Annotated in this window: 23 protein-coding genes; 6 read left to right on the top strand and 17 right to left on the bottom strand. The window is 37.1% G+C overall.

Annotated features, from left to right (window positions below; genetic code table 11):
- Positions 1-55 precede the first annotated feature (55 nt).
- The 8 genes from rseP to B0186_RS06730 all read right to left on the bottom strand — a co-directional run bounded on the left by rseP (position 56) and on the right by B0186_RS06730 (position 6,698).
- The gene (rseP, locus tag B0186_RS06765) at positions 56-1,387 is read right to left on the bottom strand and encodes a sigma E protease regulator RseP (protein ID WP_078218617.1); all 1,332 of its coding nucleotides are present in this window, start codon (positions 1,385-1,387) and stop codon (positions 56-58) included.
- Positions 1,388-1,395: 8 nt separating this feature from the next.
- A complete protein-coding gene (locus tag B0186_RS06760; RefSeq protein ID WP_078218616.1) occupies positions 1,396-2,259 on the bottom strand; it encodes a phosphatidate cytidylyltransferase in 864 nt (287 codons plus the stop codon).
- A 13-nt stretch (positions 2,260-2,272) separates the two neighbouring features.
- Positions 2,273-2,998: a polyprenyl diphosphate synthase gene (gene uppS / locus B0186_RS06755; RefSeq protein WP_078218683.1), complete on the bottom strand. Its 726-nt coding sequence runs from the start codon at positions 2,996-2,998 to the stop codon at positions 2,273-2,275.
- 180 nt (positions 2,999-3,178) lie between these two features.
- Positions 3,179-3,685 carry a DUF2301 domain-containing membrane protein gene (locus tag B0186_RS06750; protein ID WP_078218615.1) on the bottom strand — a complete coding sequence of 169 codons (507 nt, stop codon included), beginning with the start codon at positions 3,683-3,685 and terminating at the stop codon, positions 3,179-3,181.
- 1 nt (position 3,686) lies between these two features.
- Entirely contained in the window at positions 3,687-4,886 is a 1,200-nt protein-coding gene (gene ispC / locus B0186_RS06745; protein WP_078218614.1) for a 1-deoxy-D-xylulose-5-phosphate reductoisomerase, read from the bottom strand.
- Positions 4,887-4,964: 78 nt separating this feature from the next.
- On the bottom strand, positions 4,965-5,522 hold the full coding sequence (gene frr, locus B0186_RS06740; RefSeq protein WP_078218613.1) for a ribosome recycling factor: 558 nt from the start codon (positions 5,520-5,522) through the stop codon (positions 4,965-4,967).
- Between the two features lie 53 nt (positions 5,523-5,575).
- Entirely contained in the window at positions 5,576-6,292 is a 717-nt protein-coding gene (gene pyrH, locus B0186_RS06735; protein ID WP_078218612.1) for a UMP kinase, read from the bottom strand.
- A gap of 97 nt (positions 6,293-6,389) precedes the next feature.
- The gene (locus tag B0186_RS06730) at positions 6,390-6,698 is read right to left on the bottom strand and encodes a DciA family protein (protein ID WP_078218611.1); all 309 of its coding nucleotides are present in this window, start codon (positions 6,696-6,698) and stop codon (positions 6,390-6,392) included.
- A gap of 103 nt (positions 6,699-6,801) precedes the next feature.
- Between B0186_RS06730 and secM the strand changes: the two genes are divergently transcribed.
- The 3 genes from secM to mutT all read left to right on the top strand — a co-directional run bounded on the left by secM (position 6,802) and on the right by mutT (position 10,333).
- On the top strand, positions 6,802-7,110 hold the full coding sequence (gene secM, locus B0186_RS06725; RefSeq protein WP_078218610.1) for a secA translation cis-regulator SecM: 309 nt from the start codon (positions 6,802-6,804) through the stop codon (positions 7,108-7,110).
- Between the two features lie 77 nt (positions 7,111-7,187).
- Positions 7,188-9,881: a preprotein translocase subunit SecA gene (gene secA / locus B0186_RS06720; RefSeq protein ID WP_078218609.1), complete on the top strand. Its 2,694-nt coding sequence runs from the start codon at positions 7,188-7,190 to the stop codon at positions 9,879-9,881.
- A 47-nt stretch (positions 9,882-9,928) separates the two neighbouring features.
- The gene (gene mutT, locus B0186_RS06715; RefSeq protein ID WP_078218608.1) at positions 9,929-10,333 is read left to right on the top strand and encodes an 8-oxo-dGTP diphosphatase MutT; all 405 of its coding nucleotides are present in this window, start codon (positions 9,929-9,931) and stop codon (positions 10,331-10,333) included.
- 103 nt (positions 10,334-10,436) lie between these two features.
- Here the strand turns inward: mutT and cpdA are convergent, their stop codons facing one another.
- The 7 genes from cpdA to B0186_RS06680 form a co-directional block, all read right to left on the bottom strand.
- Positions 10,437-11,267 carry a 3',5'-cyclic-AMP phosphodiesterase gene (gene cpdA, locus B0186_RS06710; RefSeq protein WP_078218607.1) on the bottom strand — a complete coding sequence of 277 codons (831 nt, stop codon included), beginning with the start codon at positions 11,265-11,267 and terminating at the stop codon, positions 10,437-10,439.
- A gap of 138 nt (positions 11,268-11,405) precedes the next feature.
- Positions 11,406-12,026: an ADP-ribose diphosphatase gene (gene nudF, locus B0186_RS06705; RefSeq protein WP_078218606.1), complete on the bottom strand. Its 621-nt coding sequence runs from the start codon at positions 12,024-12,026 to the stop codon at positions 11,406-11,408.
- A gap of 45 nt (positions 12,027-12,071) precedes the next feature.
- On the bottom strand, positions 12,072-12,746 hold the full coding sequence (locus tag B0186_RS06700; RefSeq protein WP_115072784.1) for a M15 family metallopeptidase: 675 nt from the start codon (positions 12,744-12,746) through the stop codon (positions 12,072-12,074).
- A 4-nt stretch (positions 12,747-12,750) separates the two neighbouring features.
- Positions 12,751-13,149, bottom strand: a complete 399-nt coding sequence (locus tag B0186_RS06695) for a type II toxin-antitoxin system VapC family toxin (protein WP_078218604.1) — start codon at positions 13,147-13,149, stop codon at positions 12,751-12,753.
- A complete protein-coding gene (locus B0186_RS06690; protein WP_211272423.1) occupies positions 13,149-13,403 on the bottom strand; it encodes a type II toxin-antitoxin system Phd/YefM family antitoxin in 255 nt (84 codons plus the stop codon). Before B0186_RS06690 ends, B0186_RS06695 begins: the two co-directional genes overlap by 1 nt.
- Before the next feature lie 57 nt (positions 13,404-13,460).
- Complete coding sequence (dapE, locus tag B0186_RS06685; RefSeq protein WP_078218603.1) at positions 13,461-14,588, bottom strand: succinyl-diaminopimelate desuccinylase; 1,128 nt, start codon at positions 14,586-14,588, stop codon at positions 13,461-13,463.
- A gap of 1 nt (position 14,589) precedes the next feature.
- On the bottom strand, positions 14,590-14,970 hold the full coding sequence (locus tag B0186_RS06680) for a helix-turn-helix domain-containing protein (RefSeq protein WP_078218602.1): 381 nt from the start codon (positions 14,968-14,970) through the stop codon (positions 14,590-14,592).
- Positions 14,971-15,187: 217 nt separating this feature from the next.
- Between B0186_RS06680 and B0186_RS06675 the strand changes: the two genes are divergently transcribed.
- Genes B0186_RS06675 through B0186_RS06665 form a run of 3 tightly spaced genes read left to right on the top strand, consistent with a single transcriptional unit; the run spans position 15,188 to position 16,078 of the window.
- Positions 15,188-15,376 (top strand): DUF805 domain-containing protein, encoded by a 189-nt coding sequence (locus B0186_RS06675; RefSeq protein ID WP_078218601.1) that lies wholly within the window; start codon positions 15,188-15,190, stop codon positions 15,374-15,376.
- Between the two features lie 12 nt (positions 15,377-15,388).
- Entirely contained in the window at positions 15,389-15,667 is a 279-nt protein-coding gene (locus B0186_RS06670; RefSeq protein WP_158077968.1) for a DUF805 domain-containing protein, read from the top strand.
- Between the two features lie 3 nt (positions 15,668-15,670).
- Positions 15,671-16,078, top strand: coding sequence for a hypothetical protein (locus tag B0186_RS06665; RefSeq protein WP_078218599.1), 408 nt, complete (start codon positions 15,671-15,673; stop codon positions 16,076-16,078).
- Positions 16,079-16,159: 81 nt separating this feature from the next.
- Here the strand turns inward: B0186_RS06665 and B0186_RS06660 are convergent, their stop codons facing one another.
- A complete protein-coding gene (locus tag B0186_RS06660) occupies positions 16,160-16,507 on the bottom strand; it encodes an ArsC family reductase (protein ID WP_078218598.1) in 348 nt (115 codons plus the stop codon).
- 188 nt (positions 16,508-16,695) lie between these two features.
- Complete coding sequence (gene thrC / locus B0186_RS06655; RefSeq protein WP_078218597.1) at positions 16,696-17,970, bottom strand: threonine synthase; 1,275 nt, start codon at positions 17,968-17,970, stop codon at positions 16,696-16,698.
- Positions 17,971-17,977: the final 7 nt, after the last annotated feature.

The following is a 17,977-nucleotide window of genomic DNA, read 5'->3' as shown; positions in this document are numbered from 1 at the left end:
CCTGTAATAAAGAATTATCTAAAGTCTGTTTATGAGTTAAGTAAAAACTTAACGATTATAAACGTAAAAAATCATTAAACAATACAAATATTGTTAATATAAGCAATAATCCTGCTCCAATTCTATAAGCAAAATTCTGCATACGCTCTGATAAAGGACTACCTTTTACTCTTTCGATAGCTAAGAAAAGTAGATGACCACCGTCTAATACAGGCAATGGAAACAAATTCATAACACCTAAATTAACACTAATCAATGCCATAAAACTAAGGTAATACACAAAACCAATTTCAGAAGAAGCTCCTGCGCCCTTAGCAATGGAAATTGGACCACTTAAATTTTTAGCCGAGAGATCCCCTGTAAACAACTTACCAATAACTTGAATGGTTAATTTACTCAATTGATAAGTTTTCTCAACACCTTTGATAAAGGCATCAAAAAAGCCATATTTTAATTCTGTCCGATACTCATCGCTAAGAGGATGAACGGTTGGCGCTACACCGACAAACCATTTCCCTTTTTCATTCAGAGTAGGGGTAATTACTTTATCGAAGAATTCTCCACTGCGTAATACTTGAATATCAAAGCTATCTCCTTTATTAACAAAATTAATAAAATCACGCCATTTCATTGGCTCATTTTGATAATAAATTTGATCGCCCACCAATAAACCTGCTTGTTGTGCAGGAGAATTATCAGCGACCTTAGACAAGGTCAATTCAATTTTAGTTCGCACAAGAACGATACCTAATGCACCAAAAGCAGTTTCTTGTTCTGGATCGAAACGCCATTCGGATAAATCTAAAACCTTATTTTGCTCAATATTTGTTGCAGAAGGTGCTAAAAGCGTTAACGTTACCTGTTCATCACCCATTTTAGTTGCAAGTACCATATTGATGCTTTCCCAGTCTGGCGTTGACGTACCATCAATTGCCGTAATCTGTGAGTAAGGCTCAATTCCAGCTTTTTCGGCCAAAGAATGAGGTGTAATTTCAGCAATCACAGGTTTCACACTGGGAATACCAATAGAATAAACCATCATATAGGCTAAAACAGCAAAAAGGAAATTGGCTATTGGTCCAGCTGCAATCACAAAAGCACGCTGTAAAATGGATTTATTGTTAAAAGCTTGTGACTTTAAGTTTTCAGGCACTTCTTCATTGCGTTCATCCAACATTTTCACATAGCCGCCCAGAGGGATTACAGATACAGCAAACTCTGTGCCATGCTTATCCACTCTCGACCACACAACTTTACCAAAACCAATAGAAAAACGATGAACTTTAATACCGCACTTTCGTGCTGCCCAAAAATGACCGTACTCATGCACTGAAACTAGTACACCAATAACAATAAGAAAAGAACCTAAAGACCAAAGAAATGACATAATAATCTCTATAAACAATAAAAATAGAAATAAGCAAAAAACGGTACTGCAGCAGTTAAACTATCAATACGATCTAAAATCCCACCATGACCATGAATTAATTGACTGCTGTCTTTAATACCGCTCTCACGTTTAAACATACTTTCCGTTAAATCGCCCAATACAGAAATAGCTACCGTAGCAACAGATAACAAAATAAAAGGCGTTCTTTCTACAGTAAAAAGATCTACTGGAGCAAAATGAATGAAAAGTGCGGCTAAAACTCCTGCCGTAATTAGCCCGCCAAAAACCCCTTGCCAAGTTTTTCCTGGGGAAACTTTTGGCGCTAATTTATGTTTACCAAATGCTCTACCTGCAAAATATGCGCCTGAGTCGGCTGCCCAGACTAAAATAAAGACATAAAGCAATAACATTAAACCATGGTAATGATTAGAAGCATAATTATCCAAGCGTAAACGTAATACAGCGACAAAAAAAGGCACTAAAGTACAGAATGCGAAAATAAGTTGTAGAAAAGAAGATTTAGCCCAAATTTTTGCAGAGGAAGGGTAACGAATAACAAAAAATAAAGCGACTAACCACCAAATAACAGCAACTAATAATAAAGGCTCTGCATAACTTTCAAACACTCGACCAACATCTAAAAGATGAGCCTCGCCAAAAACCCATAAAAAGATAAAAGCACCAGATAGCCCAGCAATCAATAAACGCCAAAAACCTTGTTTAATTAGCCCAAATTGGGTCCATTCCCAAATACCTAAGGTAACAACAACGCCAAGAGCTAAAGCAAAATAAAAAGGCGAAAACCATAATAATGCTGCTAAAACCACCGCAATTAATACAATAGCTGACAATACTCGTTCTTTAAGCACAACTGTTTCTCCATTATTCAGAACCACCAAAACGGCGATTACGTTGTTGATAAGCTAATACTGCTTGATTAAATTCTTGTTCATTGAAATCTGGCCACAAGGTATCGGTAAAATACAGCTCAGCATAAGCAATTTGCCACAACAAAAAATTGCTTATACGTTGCTCACCACTGGTTCTAATCAATAAATCTACTTGCGGTTGTGAACCTGTTGCTAAATACTCTTGAAAAATTTGCCCATTAATATCGTCAATGTGCAACTTATCCTCTTTAACTAATTGCGCTAACTGGCGTGTTGCTTGCACTATATCCCAGCAACCACCATAATTTGCCGCAATATTTAAGATAAGTGCGGTATTATTTTCAGTTAATTTTTCGGCTTTTTGAATTTTCTCTTGCAAACCGACATTAAATCCTGAAACATCACCAATAATTTTTAATTTAATATTATTTTTGTGCAATTTTTTTACTTCAAAATCTAAGGCTTGCATAAACAAGGACATCAAAGCATTAACTTCATTTTCAGGACGGCTCCAATTTTCGCTACTAAAGGCATACAAAGTAAGTACTTTAATCCCCATTTTTCTCGCATAAGAAACAGACTCGCGAACTGCCTTAATCCCATTCTTATGTCCAAAAATGCGCATCTTTCCCTGTTGTTTTGCCCAACGCCCATTGCCATCCATGATAATAGCAACATGCTGAGGAATGTTGTCTAAATTTAACGCTAACTCTGTCATGATTAAATCGATTTTTATCAAGGTAAAATTTGGGTGTGAATATACCATAAGTTAATATGGCTTGCTATGAAAAGGAAAGCAAAGAGAGAAAAGACCGCCCTTTAATTCATCATGAAAGTATAGCTTCGTTCCTTACTTTTTATCAGTAAACAACATCACTATACTTTTATTCTTACCGCACTAAATTTGATATTTGGTTTTATCGCCAATATCAAAATGCAACGGCATTCTCCATTTTTGAATAGAAACTATGAGAAAAAGCACCGCACTTATAACAGATAAGACATAAACCGCATAACTCAAATTAAATTGTATGCTGAACCAAAGCCCTGCAACAAACAAGGGCTGCAAATTCAAAGCAAAAATCCGAAAACAAAAATATTCTTTAAAAGCCAGCCCGCCTAAAGTTAACAATGCTCCACCTAGTGCAAGTTCAGGAAAATTAAGCGCTTGGCAAATTAACGCAATCCACGTCGCCATTTGCAATAACAAACGAATATGCTTTAAGTAAATACGTAAAGAAGAAGCGCATAGAACTGCTGCAATCAGTATTCCATACTGTGCAATTTCTGGCTTGTAAGATAAAAGTGCGGTCATTATTGCGGCTAAAACAAAACCACAGCGATATAAAATAACCGTTAAATAATCCCAAAAATCCATCGGTGATTTAATATGTGGATCAGCCATACTATGCTCCTAAAATAAATTCCTTCGCCAATTTTCTCGCTTGCTTATCCACCAGCAATACATCTTCTATACAGGTAATGGCTTGGCTTTCCATTTTTTCGACAACTGCAGTGTTAATTTGAGCAATCTCGGTAAATTTGATTTGTCTATTCAAAAATGCTTCCACCGCAATCTCATTAGCGGCATTTAACGCAGTTGTGGCATATTGCCCTGCTGCAAAGGCATCTATGGCTAATTTTAAGCAAGGATAACGCTGGTAGTCAGGCTTTAAGAAAGTCAATCCATTTAATTGATAAAAGTCCAATGGCGCCACACCCGCAAAAGTGCGGTTTGGATATGCCATGGTTTCTGCGATAGGGGTTCGCATATCAGGATTTCCCATTTGAGCAATTACAGAACCATCAATATAACGCACCATAGAATGAATAATAGATTGCGGATGTACAATCACTTCCATTTCATCGGCACAGGCATTAAACAGCCAACGAGCCTCAATATATTCCAAGCCTTTGTTCATCATAGTGGCACTGTCTACCGAGATTTTTTTACCCATCGACCAATTTGGATGAGCCACTGCTTGCTCTGGCGTAATATGTTCAAATTCCGACAATTCTGTATAGCGGAAAGGACCGCCAGATCCTGTTAGCACAATTTTACTGATCCCTAGCCGTTGCAATGGACAAAAACCTATTTGTTGCTGAGCTTGTGGCGGTAGCGATTGGAAAATCGCATTATGTTCGCTATCAACGGGCAAAAGTTGAGCCTTATTTTTCTGCACTTCGTCAATAAAAATTTTGCCACAAGTAACTAAAGACTCTTTATTTGCCAATAACACCCGTTTGCCCGCCTGTATCGCGGATAATGTCGGCAATAAGCCTGCTGCACCAACAATAGCGGCCATCACTTGATCGGCATCTGGGTGAGCAGCAAGATCGCAAATGGCTTTTTGTCCACTCAATACTTCTGTTTTGCTACCAAGTGCGGTCAATTTTTCTCGCAAATTTTTCGCCGCACTGTCATCGTCCATTGCCACAAATTGTGGTTGGAATTTGATACTTTGTTGCAACATAAGATCTACATTTTTTCCGCCAACCAAGGCAAAGGCTTGATATTGTTCAGGGTTTTGTTCAATAACGGAAAGTGTGCTAGTACCAATAGAGCCAGTAGAACCAAGAATGACCAGTTTTTGTTTATTGTTCATATAGGAATGAGGATTGAAATTTATCAACTATATAATAAAAAACGCAGTAAAAACTGCGTTTTCGCGAATTTAATAGAATTAGAAATCAAGTAATTCTTTTTCTTTATCAGCTAAGACTTCATCAACTTTTTTCACAAAAGTATCTGTGATTTTTTGGATTTCATCCTGTGCTTTACGCTCTTCATCTTCACTGATTTCTTTGTCTTTTAATAATGCTTTGATTTGATCATTAGCATCACGGCGTACGTTACGGATTGCAATTTTACCTTGCTCCCCTTCGCCTTTAACAATTTTAATTAAATCACGGCGGCGTTCTTCTGTTAATGGCGGAAGTGGTACACGAATTGTGGTACCCGCAGAAGATGGGTTTAAGCCTAAATCTGAGGTTAAAATTGCTTTTTCTACTGCACCAATTAATGAACGATCAAACACAGTTACAGCTAGAGTACGAGCATCTTCAGCTACTACGTTGGCAACTTGGCGTAAAGGTGTTGGCGAACCATAATATTCCACTTGAATACCATCTAATAAACTAGGTTGTGCACGACCCGTACGAATTTTTGCAATATGTGCTTTTAATGTTTCAAGGCTTTTTTCCATACGCTGTTGCGTATCTTTTTTAATTTCGTTAATCACAATAATTCCTTTAAAAATAATAAAATAAGTTATTAATTTGTGCTAATTTGCGACTATTCGCAAATTAACGTCCCTTCTTTTTCGCCTAAAATGACATTACGCAATGCACCTGGCTTACCCATGTTAAATACACGAATTGGCATATTATGATCACGAGCAAGAGTAAATGCGGCTAAATCCATTACTTGTAACTCTTTTTCAATCACTTCAGCATAAGATAATTTGTGGTAGAGTACTGCATCAGGGTTTTTCGCAGGATCACAATCATAAACACCGTCAACTTTAGTTGCCTTTAAAACAACATCTGCTTCAATCTCAATCCCACGTAAACAAGCGGCAGAATCTGTAGTAAAGAATGGGCTACCAGTTCCAGCGGAGAAAATCACAACACGTTTTTCACGCAACATTTTGATCGCTTCTGACCAGTTATAAGTATCGCAAATACCATTTAATTGAAAAGCTGACATTAATTTAGCATTTACATCTGCACGATGTAATGCATCACGCATTGCTAAACCATTCATCACAGTTGCCAACATTCCCATATGGTCACCAACAACACGATTCATACCAGCTTTAGCTAATTTAGCCCCACGGAATAAATTACCACCACCAAGAACAACACCGACTTCAACGCCCATGCCTAATAACTCTTTGATTTCTAATGCCATTCTATCTAAGATAGATGGGTCAATTCCAAACCCTTCCTCGCCTTGTAATGCTTCTCCACTCAGTTTAAGTAGAATACGTTTGTAAACAGGTTTACTCATTTTCTTACCCCTTCAATAACCCAGAAATAAAATTCCGCTTATTATAGTGCAACCTGACTGAGGTGCAAGCATTCATTAAAAAATCCCTCCAATTATTTTAAGTCGGTTTTAGCTCAGGATTAATCTTGAAGGTCAATTTATTCACACTTGGATAATAGCTTTGAATTAATTGCAATAAAGGTGATTGTTGGAAAAGGAAAGCTTGCCGAACGGTGGCGTTAACAACTTCAATTAAGATAGCCTCTGCATCAAAGCCTACAACTCGGTAAAATCCTTTGAACTCAACAGGAAATAAGGATTGCATTTGTTCATTTAACTCATCTAAAACCGAGGTTTCTCGAATGATCTTCATTAAAGGGGAAAGTTCCAATAAATCATTGAAATTAGTCGGTTTACTGTATCTCATCTTGATTTTCCAAGTTTTAGCCTAATATTTTGCGCAGAATTATGACATTGTAGCGAATTTCCGCTACAATACGCAGAAATTTTTGTGGTGATGTAATAAAACGATGATTTTAATTAAAGGTAAACAGTATTTTTGGTCGCAATTGCTATTAAGTGTCATAGCGATCTTTACTTTACCTATCGCACAAGATCTAGAGCCACAAAACATCGCGAGTGATTATCCTAGAGAACAGAGAGTAATCCAACAGCTTTACCAAACTGCAGCAAAAATTCAGCAAGTACAACAGCAACAATTATTGCAATTGCGTCTAGCTATTGCTGAACCCACAATTCTCTTTGAAATTGCACCGCTCTTTTTAGTTCAGCAATTTAATTATCAAGCACCTATTCGGGCTGGTCCAAAAGTCAGTTAAATTCTAGATTATTTTATTCTCGTGCCTAATATCGTTATTAGGTAAATTTACTTATTCAATTTAAAAAGAAAAATATTATGTTAAGAACTATTGTTACAAAGATCTTTGGTAGCCGTAATGACCGAATTTTACGCCGTTTAAATAAACAAGTAAGAATTATCAATAAGTTAGAAGCTGAATTTGAGACTTTAACTGATGAACAACTCAGTGCCAAAACCGCTGAATTTCGTGAAAGATTACAAAATGGAGAAAAACTAGAAAGTTTAATTCCAGAAGCTTTTGCCACTGTACGCGAGGCAAGTAAACGTGTTTTAGGTATGCGCCCTTTCGATGTGCAATTAATTGGTGGTATGGTCTTAAATAATCGCTGCATCGCAGAAATGCGTACTGGTGAAGGTAAAACCTTAACCGCAACTTTACCTTGTTACTTAAATGCCTTAACTGGAAAAGGTGTTCATGTGGTAACTGTCAATGATTATTTGGCTCGCCGTGATGCAGAAACTAACCGCCCATTATTTGAATTTTTAGGCATGACTGTAGGTGTTAATGTTCCTAGATTGTCGCCTGAAGAAAAACGTGCAGCCTATGCCGCAGATATTACTTATGCAACAAATAGCGAATTAGGATTTGATTATTTACGAGATAACCTAGCGCACTCAGCACAAGAGCGGTTCCAAAAACACTTACATTATGCTTTAGTGGATGAAGTGGATTCTATTTTAATTGATGAGGCTCGCACACCATTAATTATTTCAGGTCCAGCGGAAGACAGCTCTGAGCTTTATATGGCAATGGATAAACTTATTCCTATCCTTGTTCAACAAGATAAAGAAGATACGGAAGAATATCAAGGTGATGGGGACTTTACCTTAGATCTGAAAAATAAACAGGCTCATTTAACTGAGCGTGGACAAGAAAAAATTGAGCAATGGTTGATGGAAAAAGGCTTTATTAATGAAAATGAAAGCCTCTATTCCCCTGCTCGTATTTCATTACTACATCATATTTACGCCGCACTACGAGCACATAAATTGTTTGAACGTGATGTGGATTACATTGTGAAAAATGGCGAAATCGTGATTGTTGATGAACACACTGGGCGTACTATGGCTGGTCGCCGTTGGTCTGATGGTTTACACCAAGCCATTGAAGCAAAAGAAGGCGTACAAATTCAAGGAGAAAACCAGACTGTAGCTTCTATCACTTATCAAAACTACTTCCGTTTATATGAAAAACTCGCAGGTATGACCGGAACAGCTGATACGGAAGCATTTGAATTTCAACAAATTTATGGCTTAGAAACAATCGTTATCCCAACTAATAAGCCAATGATTCGAGATGATCGCACTGATGTGATGTTTGAAAATGAAGAATACAAATTTGCAGCGATTATTGAAGATATTAAAGATTGTGTTGCTCGTAACCAACCTGTTTTAGTGGGTACAGTATCTATTGAAAAATCAGAATTACTGTCCAATGCACTCAATAAAGCCGGCATCAAGCATAATGTTCTGAATGCAAAATTCCACGCACAAGAAGCTGAAATTGTCGCTAATGCTGGTTATCCAGGTGCGGTAACAATTGCAACCAATATGGCTGGTCGTGGTACAGATATTGTCTTAGGTGGTAACTGGAAAGCTGAAGTAGCTAAACTAGATAACCCAACAGAAGAACAAATTGATGCTATCAAAGCCGCATGGCAAGTGCGCCATGACACTGTAAAACAAGCTGGTGGTTTACATATTATTGGTACAGAACGCCATGAATCGCGCCGTATTGATAACCAGTTAAGAGGTCGTTCAGGTCGACAAGGGGATCCAGGTTCTTCTCGTTTCTATTTATCTTTAGATGATGCCTTAATGCGCATTTACCTCACTGAAGGCAAATTAAACTTTATGCGCAAAATGTTTACCGAAAAAGGCGAAGGCATGGAGTCCAAAATGCTTGCTAAAGTGATTGCTCAAGCGCAAGCAAAAGTTGAAGCACATAACTTTGATGGACGTAAAAATCTACTGGAATTTGACGATGTGGCAAATGATCAACGTCATGCGATTTATGAGCAACGTAATGCTTTACTTGATAATGAAGATATTGCCGAAACCATTCAAGTTATTCGCCAAGATGTCTTCAATAACGTAATTGATGAATATGTTCCGCCACAATCTCTGGAAGAACAGTGGGACATTCCAGCATTAGAAAGTCGCCTGAAACAAGATTTCGCAATTGATTTACCATTAAGTAAATGGTTAGAGGAAGAAAATACTTTCAACGAAGATGTATTGCGTGAACGTGTGCTTGCAGCAGCAATTGCTGAATATGAGCGTAAAGAAGCATTAGTAGGTCCAGAAACAATGCGCAATTTTGAAAAAGGCGTGATGTTACAAACACTTGATGAACTGTGGAAAGAACATTTATCTTCTATGGATCATCTGCGCCGCGGTATTCATTTACGTGGTTATGCGCAAAAAGATCCTAAACAAGAGTACAAAAAAGAATCTTTCCAAATGTTTACTGACATGTTAGATACCTTGAAACAAAGTGTAATTACCACATTAAGCCGAGTGCAAATTCGTACTCAAGAAGAAATTGAAGCTGCAGAACAAGCTCGTCAAGCAATGACAGAGCGTGAAACAGCTGCAATGCAGTATCAAGGTAATAGCGAAGAAGAATCTGATACACAAGAAGAACGTAAAATAGGGCGTAACGAACCTTGCCCTTGTGGCTCAGGAAAAAAATATAAGCATTGCCATGGTAGCAAAGCGAAATATTAATTCATATTGCGGTGGAAAATTCCACCGCTCTTTTTAGGATAAATACAATGACAAAACCAATAGTTCAAGTTGCTGCTGGCATTATTCGTAATGAGTTTGGGCAAATTTATCTCACACAACGATTAGAGGGACAGGATTTTGCTCAAGCGTTGGAATTTCCGGGTGGAAAAGTAGATCAAAATGAAACGCCTGAACAAGCGCTGGCTCGAGAACTGGAAGAAGAAATAGGTATTCATGTACTAAGTGCGGTGCTTTTTGAACGTTTTTCTTTTGAATATCCAACTAAAATCATTCAATTTCATTTCTATCTTGTAGAACAATGGGTTGGTGAACCTTTTGGACGAGAAGGACAAACTGGCTTTTGGCTTGAGCAACAACAACTAGATGCAGGTCAATTTCCACCAGCCAATGCTAAATTAATCCAGCGCTTATTAGCAGAAACTCAAGCTTAAAACAGATAAAAATTCTACCGCACTTATATGTAAAATAAAGGTGTAATGGACAAATGGTTGATAAAAAGTCCAAAACACCTTGTAATTTTACTGGAACACTTAATTAATATCCGTCACTCAGCATATTTGGTAAAAAAGTAGCTTGCTGAATTCGTTTTACTCTCGTTTCAATTCGTCCATCATCGTACAATTCAATTTCACGCCAGCCAGGTTGTAGCGTATCCAATGCAAAATTATTGCTATCTGGCTTAAACTGAATACAAGTTGAAGGTGTTGCCATTATTTTATAACCATGTAATTCAGTATCTACAGCTTGATGGATATGCCCATACAAAATCCCGCGAACATTTCTGAATGGCGACAACACTTCCATTAAATCTAATGAGTTACGCAAATTATGCTGGTCTAGCCAAGCAGAGTTTGTGGAAACAATATGATGATGTAGAACAACTAAAGAATAACGTTCTGGATGATCTTTCAATTTTGCTGATAGCCAGTCTAGCTGATATTGCCCTAATTGCCCATGAGGCACACCTGACACTTGGCTATCTAACATTAAAATTTGCCACTTATCTCCCACCAATACATGCTTTGTCGGGCAAATATATTCTTGATATTGACCTAAAACATCAAACATCTTAGGTTGAAAATCATGATTGCCCGGGATCCAAAATACTTTTTTCTGTAACGCACTTATAGCTTTCGCAAAATACTGATAGCCTTCCTCGCTACTATCTTGTACTAAATCCCCTGTTGCTAAAACAAGTTCATAATCAAATTGGCTCTGTGAAGCCTCAGTTAATACTTGGTTAAAACTATCGTGCGTATTAATACCAAGCAACTCCCCATTTTTATCTTTAAATAAATGAGGATCGGTAATCTGAATTAAACGAACTACTTTCTCTGAAGTATTGTATTGATATGCACTTATCAAAATATTCGCACCTTATATACAACAAACGGGTTATAAATTACTGTTTTAATAAAAAAATTGCATTAAAAAATAATGAAAATGTTAACAAGATCATATTTTTATAAATTTTTTTCTAGAAAATACAACCTATATCACATTTTATAACCATTGTTGTTGCAAGGTTTGATAATTCAGTTGCAACCATTGTAATCCCATGACCGCAATACTATTATCAATTTTGCCCTCACATACCCATTGATAAGCCACTTCTCTGCTAACAACATGAACTTGAATATCTTCACTTTCTTCGGCTAAACCGTGAATACCTTGCGCTTTTGTACTATCCACTTGTCCAGCAAATAAATGAATACGCTCAATCACACCGCCTGGGCTGTCCCAAACGCTTAATGCATGTTGTAGATTACGCACTTCTACTCCTGCCTCTTCCTGACTTTCTCTTAAAGCCACTTCTTCTGGTTTTTCGCCCTCTTCCACCATACCAGCAATTAATTCCAGTAACCAAGGAGATGAGGCTAATTTAGGATCATACGCACCAATACGCACTTGTTCCACTAAAATCACCTTATCTAAATGTGGATCATAAGCAATAACTGCTGATGCCGCACCTTTATACAGCAACTCACGTGTAACGACACCACTCACACCGCCAGCAAAAAGCTTATGTTTAAACTGAATACGTTTTAATTGAAAAAAACCTTTGTACAAAGTTTCTTCATTCAAAATTTCAATATCTTGTTGGGTAAATTGTTGAATTTTCATATATACCTCTAAAATTGTGACAAATTTGGATTCGCTAAGAATAAATTAAAGCAAGAAATCGCTAAATATTTCATCTAAATGGCTTAATAAAACCGCTTTACCAGCAACCTCTTCCCTCAGCCACGCCTGCACTAAAATATCAGGGCTAAATTGTTGTTGATATATATCAGCAATGGGGAAATAGCTTAAATGCCAAGGTTCATGACCAATTTTTTTATCTTCTTGTTCTAAGAATGGAAAATAAAAACCAAACTGCTCTGCATTGACTAATAGCCAGTTAGTCAAGCGTTGAAAATATCCGCCCGTTTGATATTCCCAAGGTTCAAGCTGCAACTTCTGTCCTTTTGGCAATAAATCAGGATCGAAAAAATCAATTTCTGTGCCCCAATGATGACGGCTTGCCCCCGGCATTGCAGACCAACGCAAAATCGCTTTCGCCTTTTGCCAATCATCAAGTGCAGTCAAATCTAAAGGATTTCCTTGATCATCATGAACCTTGCGTTCGCCATAAAATTTGCCGTTCCAAATTAATCGCTGGCGTTCAAAATCACGAAAACTACTCGCAGGCTGTAAATTAAATCCCCTTGCTTTAGCCGCTTGTTGTAATTCTAAAAACGCCTTTACTGCCTCAGCCTGTAAAAAATGATTATCTGACAGAGGATTGGGTAACGAAATTAAATGTTCACGGGTTTTACCTGTAAGGATTGCAAAATTATTCATTTTATTAACCGCTTGCATTGAGAAGATAAGATGAAGAATGTTTTAAGATAAGCTGATCAGCGGTAAGAAAATAAATTTTTTCACTTTCCGCTTGAGCAAGTAGTAAGCGATCAAAAGGATCTTTATGCACGGTTACTAATTGATTAAGCTTTAGAATATGAGTAATTTCAATAGGTAAAACTTTACAACCAATGCGAGTTGCACCTTCAATTAGTTTTTCCACATCAATAGAAAAATCAGGTTTACCAAGGGAAGACTTGATCGAAATTTCCCATAAACTCGCCATACTGATATAGAGTTCATTTTCTAAGTTCTCTAATAGAGCGATAGCTTGTGAGGATAATTTCTCTTTTTTATTCCATGCAAGCCATAGCAAAATATGAGTATCAAGCAAAAGTTTCATTAGCTGTTCCCTTCAAATAATGCCTGAATTTCATCGGCATACATCTGATCAAAATTATCAGGAATATTGCTCGGTTCTGTCATAAACCCAAAACGAGTGCTAATTTCAGGTTGCTCTAACGGCACAATTTTAACTTGTGGCTTTCCAGCTTTAGCAATAACCATCGGCTTGCCTAGCTTTTTTACTTCGTCCACAATTTTAGAAAGGTTAGTTTTTGCTTCGTGAATATTCACCATTGTCATTGCATTGTTCATAAGTCCTCCCAAATAAATAACGAACTTAGTTTACTTGGTTGGTTTAAAATTTCAAGTCTATGCAAGTAATTTATCTAAAATTTTGTAATACACCTCACCGCACTTGGCTAAGTCACCAACATCGACACATTCATTAACTTTGTGAATAGTTTTATTTAACGGTCCAAACTCCACCACTTCAGCTCCCATTGTGGCAATGAAACGAGCATCTGAAGTGCCTCCACCTGTATCTAAGTGCGATCTTATTTTGGTAACTTTTTCTACGGCGTCAACTGCTGCATTCACTAATTGACCTGCTGGCGTTAAAAATGGCTTGCCTGATAAATTCCAATCTATACGATATGTTAGCTCATGTTTTTCTAACATTTCAGCTACTTTAGTTTTAATGATTTCATCAGTCACTTCGGTGCAATAACGTAAGTTAAATTGCACATAGAGTTCGCCAGGAATGACATTATTACTGCCCGTGCCTGCATGAATATTGGCAATTTGCAAGCTCGTAGGTGGAAAAAATTCGTTGCCTTGGTCCCATTGATAATGGGTTAATTCATCTAGGAATTTCAATGCTTTATGTACAGGATTATCCGCTAAATGAGGATATGCCACATGACCTTGCACACCTTGAATATACAAATTCCCTGTGATAGAACCACGGCGACCATTTTTCACAATATCGCCAAACTGTTTGGCACTTGAAGGCTCGCCCACCACACAATAATGGATCTCTTCATTGCGTTTCATTAAAGTTTCAACCACTTTGACTGTGCCATTAGTCGCCGCGGCTTCTTCATCCGAGGTAATCAACAAAGCAATTTTGCCTTGATGATCGGGATTGTTACGAACGAAAGTTTCCGCTGCAATCACCATCGCTGCTAACGAACCTTTCATATCTGCGGCACCACGTCCATACAGTATATTATCCACAATCTGAGCAGCAAAAGGTGGATAAGTCCATTGGCTTTCATCACCCACAGGTACAACGTCCGTATGCCCTGCAAAGGCAAAGCATTTCCCTTCGCCATGGGTTGCCCATAAATTCAAGGTGTCGCCAAAAGGTAACCATTCCAATTTAAAGCCCACAGCTTGCAAGCGTTCCGCAATGAGTTGTTGACAGCCTTGATCATCTGGACTAATGGAAGGACGTTGGATCAACACTTGAGCTAGTTGGATAATGTTGTTTTTCATATCATTTGTTCTTTAGTAATTCAATCATTTCTTTCAATAATTGGTTTTCATTGTTAAGTTTTTGAATAATTTCGTCTTTATATTTTACTTCTAGTTTTAATCTTTCATTTTCACTTATTACGCTTTCTGTACCATTATAATAATTTGCACCATTATGTTCGCTGAAAAAATATAAAAAGCCTTTTTCTTTGGCTGAATATAATTCGGATACATTAATATTAAAAATATTAGCTATCTGTTCTAATTTTTCTAAACTTAATTTGGTAATGCCACGCTCAATTTTTGAATAACCATTAACGGAAATATTCAATTTTTCCGCCATTTCTTCTTGAGTAAGCTGATTCAGCTCTCGCATTGTTCGAATTGTATCTTGAACTTCCATAATAGCTCTCTTAGTTTAATGATATAGATAAAAAGGCGATAAACTCACCCTGATTGTTTGTGTAAAAAAGATGGGAGTAAGTATAGCATATAGCTTTATTTTTACACATAAAACGGAGTTTTATATGCGTCGTACTCGAACAAGCTATGCTATTGGTTCTATCATCGCCTCTGTTGTGATGGTAATGTTGTCTGCTTTAAGTCCAGAAGCAGGATGATTGGCTATATTAATTGGCACTAGTGTGCAAATATATCTTGCAACGGGACGTTTAAAAGATATGAATGCTAATCCTTGGTGGGCAATTTTAACTATATTACCCTTTGTAGGTTTTATTCTGATGTTTCCTAAAGGAACCCCTGGAGAAAACCAATATGGTAAAAATCCTAGACTAACACAATCATCATAAATGGAGCTTTCTATGCGTCTGAATCGAACAAATTATGCAATCTATTACATTCTAACATCTGGGTTAATAATTATAGCTTCGAAGTTGGCATATTCCCCCAGTATTTTTATTTTAAGTGGAATAGCTGCACAGATTTATTTTGCCTCAAGAAGATTAAAAGATATGAATTACAACCCATGGTGGGCATTCTTAGCAATCTTACCTATTGTTAGTTTTATTTTGATGTTCCCTAAAGGCACTCAAGGAGCAAACCAATATGGAGAAGATCCTAGAACATTGAAAAAGGGCTAGCACATGTATGCTGAATCATTTACTAGAGCTATAGCTGCAGGATTAGCCGGACTTTTCTTAATTGGAGTAGTGTTAGCAATAAAAGCGATTAGAAAAGGTGTGAATAAAGCTCGTGAAATAACTCACTTAAGCACTGATGAACTATCAAAAGTAGATCTATTAGTGGAAAAATTAGCTTACATCTCGGTTATTCCTGACACAGGAAAAGTAGAATATATTCATTTTTACTTAAATGAAAAATTATTCTATGATATTCCACCTGAATATTTAAAACGCTTACGCCCTAAATTAGAGAAACTTATCGACCTATTAGAGCAAAATGATATTACTTATGGTCATCAATATGCAGAAAGACAATTTTATATTGGTAGCAAATTAATATTTAGCTGGCAGAAAGATGTGAAAATCTAAGAAAAACCAATGCGTAATCAAATTGAGGCATTTTGGTGTAATGAAAAATGCAATGAAAATTTACATTCATTGCATTTTTTCTTATGTATTAAAGATATTCTGATATTCAGCCTCACTAAACCCAATCAACGCCTTGCCCTCTTGTAAAATAATCGGGCGTTTAATTAAGGTTGGTTGTGTTAATAAGGTTTCAAGTGCGGTCTCTTTATTGAGATTTTTTTTCAGATCTTCATCTAAATTACGCCAAGTGGTGCTACGTTTATTGACTAAGTTCTCCCAGCCAAATTGTTTCTCAGCTTGTTCTAGCCAACTTTGTTGTAAACCATTGACACGAAAATCATGGAGTTGATGTTCAATATTGTTATCGGCTAACCATTTCAATGCTTTTTTAACGGTATCACAGTTTTTAATGCCATAGACGGTAATCATAATTTTTTCCTAGAAAGAAAGTGCGGTTAAAATTAATTTTATTTAGCAAATAGGCAAGATAATAACGAAGTGATTGTAGGGACGCCATGCTGGCGTCCCTACTATTCATTGCTGATTTGAATGTTTGTAATTTGCTAAATTTGTTGAAATTATCCAATTTTTAACCGCACTTTTAATGTGAAATACACTTATTTTAGTAGATAAGCACGCAATGTCTCAAAATCATTTTCCATTTCATCAGAAAGCAGTGGTAATTTATTGTGTTTATCCAAGGCTTCTGGCAATGGTAGTTCAAGATTTAAAATGCGTTCAACGCTTTCTTTGAATTTTGCTGGATGTGCAGTACAAAGGAAAATGCCGGTTTCATCTGCTTGTAGTTGATCTTTTAACAACTGATAAGCGATTGCTCCATGAGGTTCACATAAATAACCTTTGGCATATTGTGCTTGTAAAGTTTTTTCTGTTTCTTCATCTGTTAATGCTCCTGAACCCAGCTCAGTTAAATCCCAGCCATTACGTTTAAACAATTCTTCTACACGAGGCCAGTTGTTCGGACGGCTCACATCCATTGCATTAGAAAGAGTTGCTACTGTGGCATGAGGATCCCATTTTCCGCTGTTTAGGTAGCGAGGAACTGTATCATTCGCATTGGTTGCCGCAATAAAGCGTTTGATTGGTAAACCTAAGGTTTTAGCAATTAAACCAGCTGTCAAATTGCCAAAGTTGCCACTTGGTACAGAGACTACAACTTGTTGGCGTTTTTCTTTTGGTAACTGTGCAACTGCTTCAAAATAGTAGCAAACTTGTGCTAATAAACGGCTAATATTAATTGAGTTAGCCGAATTTAAGCCAATGGCTTGGCGAAGTTCTTCATCATCAAAGGCTTGTTTAACTAAGGCTTGACAAGCATCAAAATCGCCATTGATTGCTACGGTGCGAATATTGCCACCAAGGGTACAGAATAATTTTTCTTGTAATGGGCTGATTTTTCCTTTTGGATATAAAATCACCACTTCAATATTTTCTAAGCCATAAAAAGCATGAGCAACAGCAGCTCCCGTATCTCCTGAAGTGGCAGTTAAAATAGTAATTTTGCCATCACCACGCACGACTGCTAAGGCTTGTGCCATAAAGCGTCCACCAAAGTCTTTAAAAGCTAAAGTTGGACCATGGAACAATTCTAAGGCATAGATATCTTCTTCTACTTTTGCTACAGGAGCGGGAAAAGTGAAGGCATTTTTCACCATGGCATTAAGGGTTTCTACTGGTAATTCTTCGCCAATTAATGCAGATAAAATCTTTTGGCTACGCTCCACCAAAGGCATAGCTAAAAGGCTGTCAATGTCATCAAAGTGCGGTAACTTTTCAGGGAAAAATAAGCCCTGATCTTTTCCTAAGCCTTGACGTACAGCTTGGGCAAAATTAACTTGTTGTTCTGGATGTTTAATGTTGTATAAATTCATAAATTGT

Source organism: Canicola haemoglobinophilus, from assembly GCF_002015075.1.
GTDB lineage: Bacteria > Pseudomonadota > Gammaproteobacteria > Enterobacterales > Pasteurellaceae > Canicola > Canicola haemoglobinophilus.
Note: the sequence above shows the minus strand (reverse complement) of the source record. Positions and strands in the feature narration are given on the sequence as shown.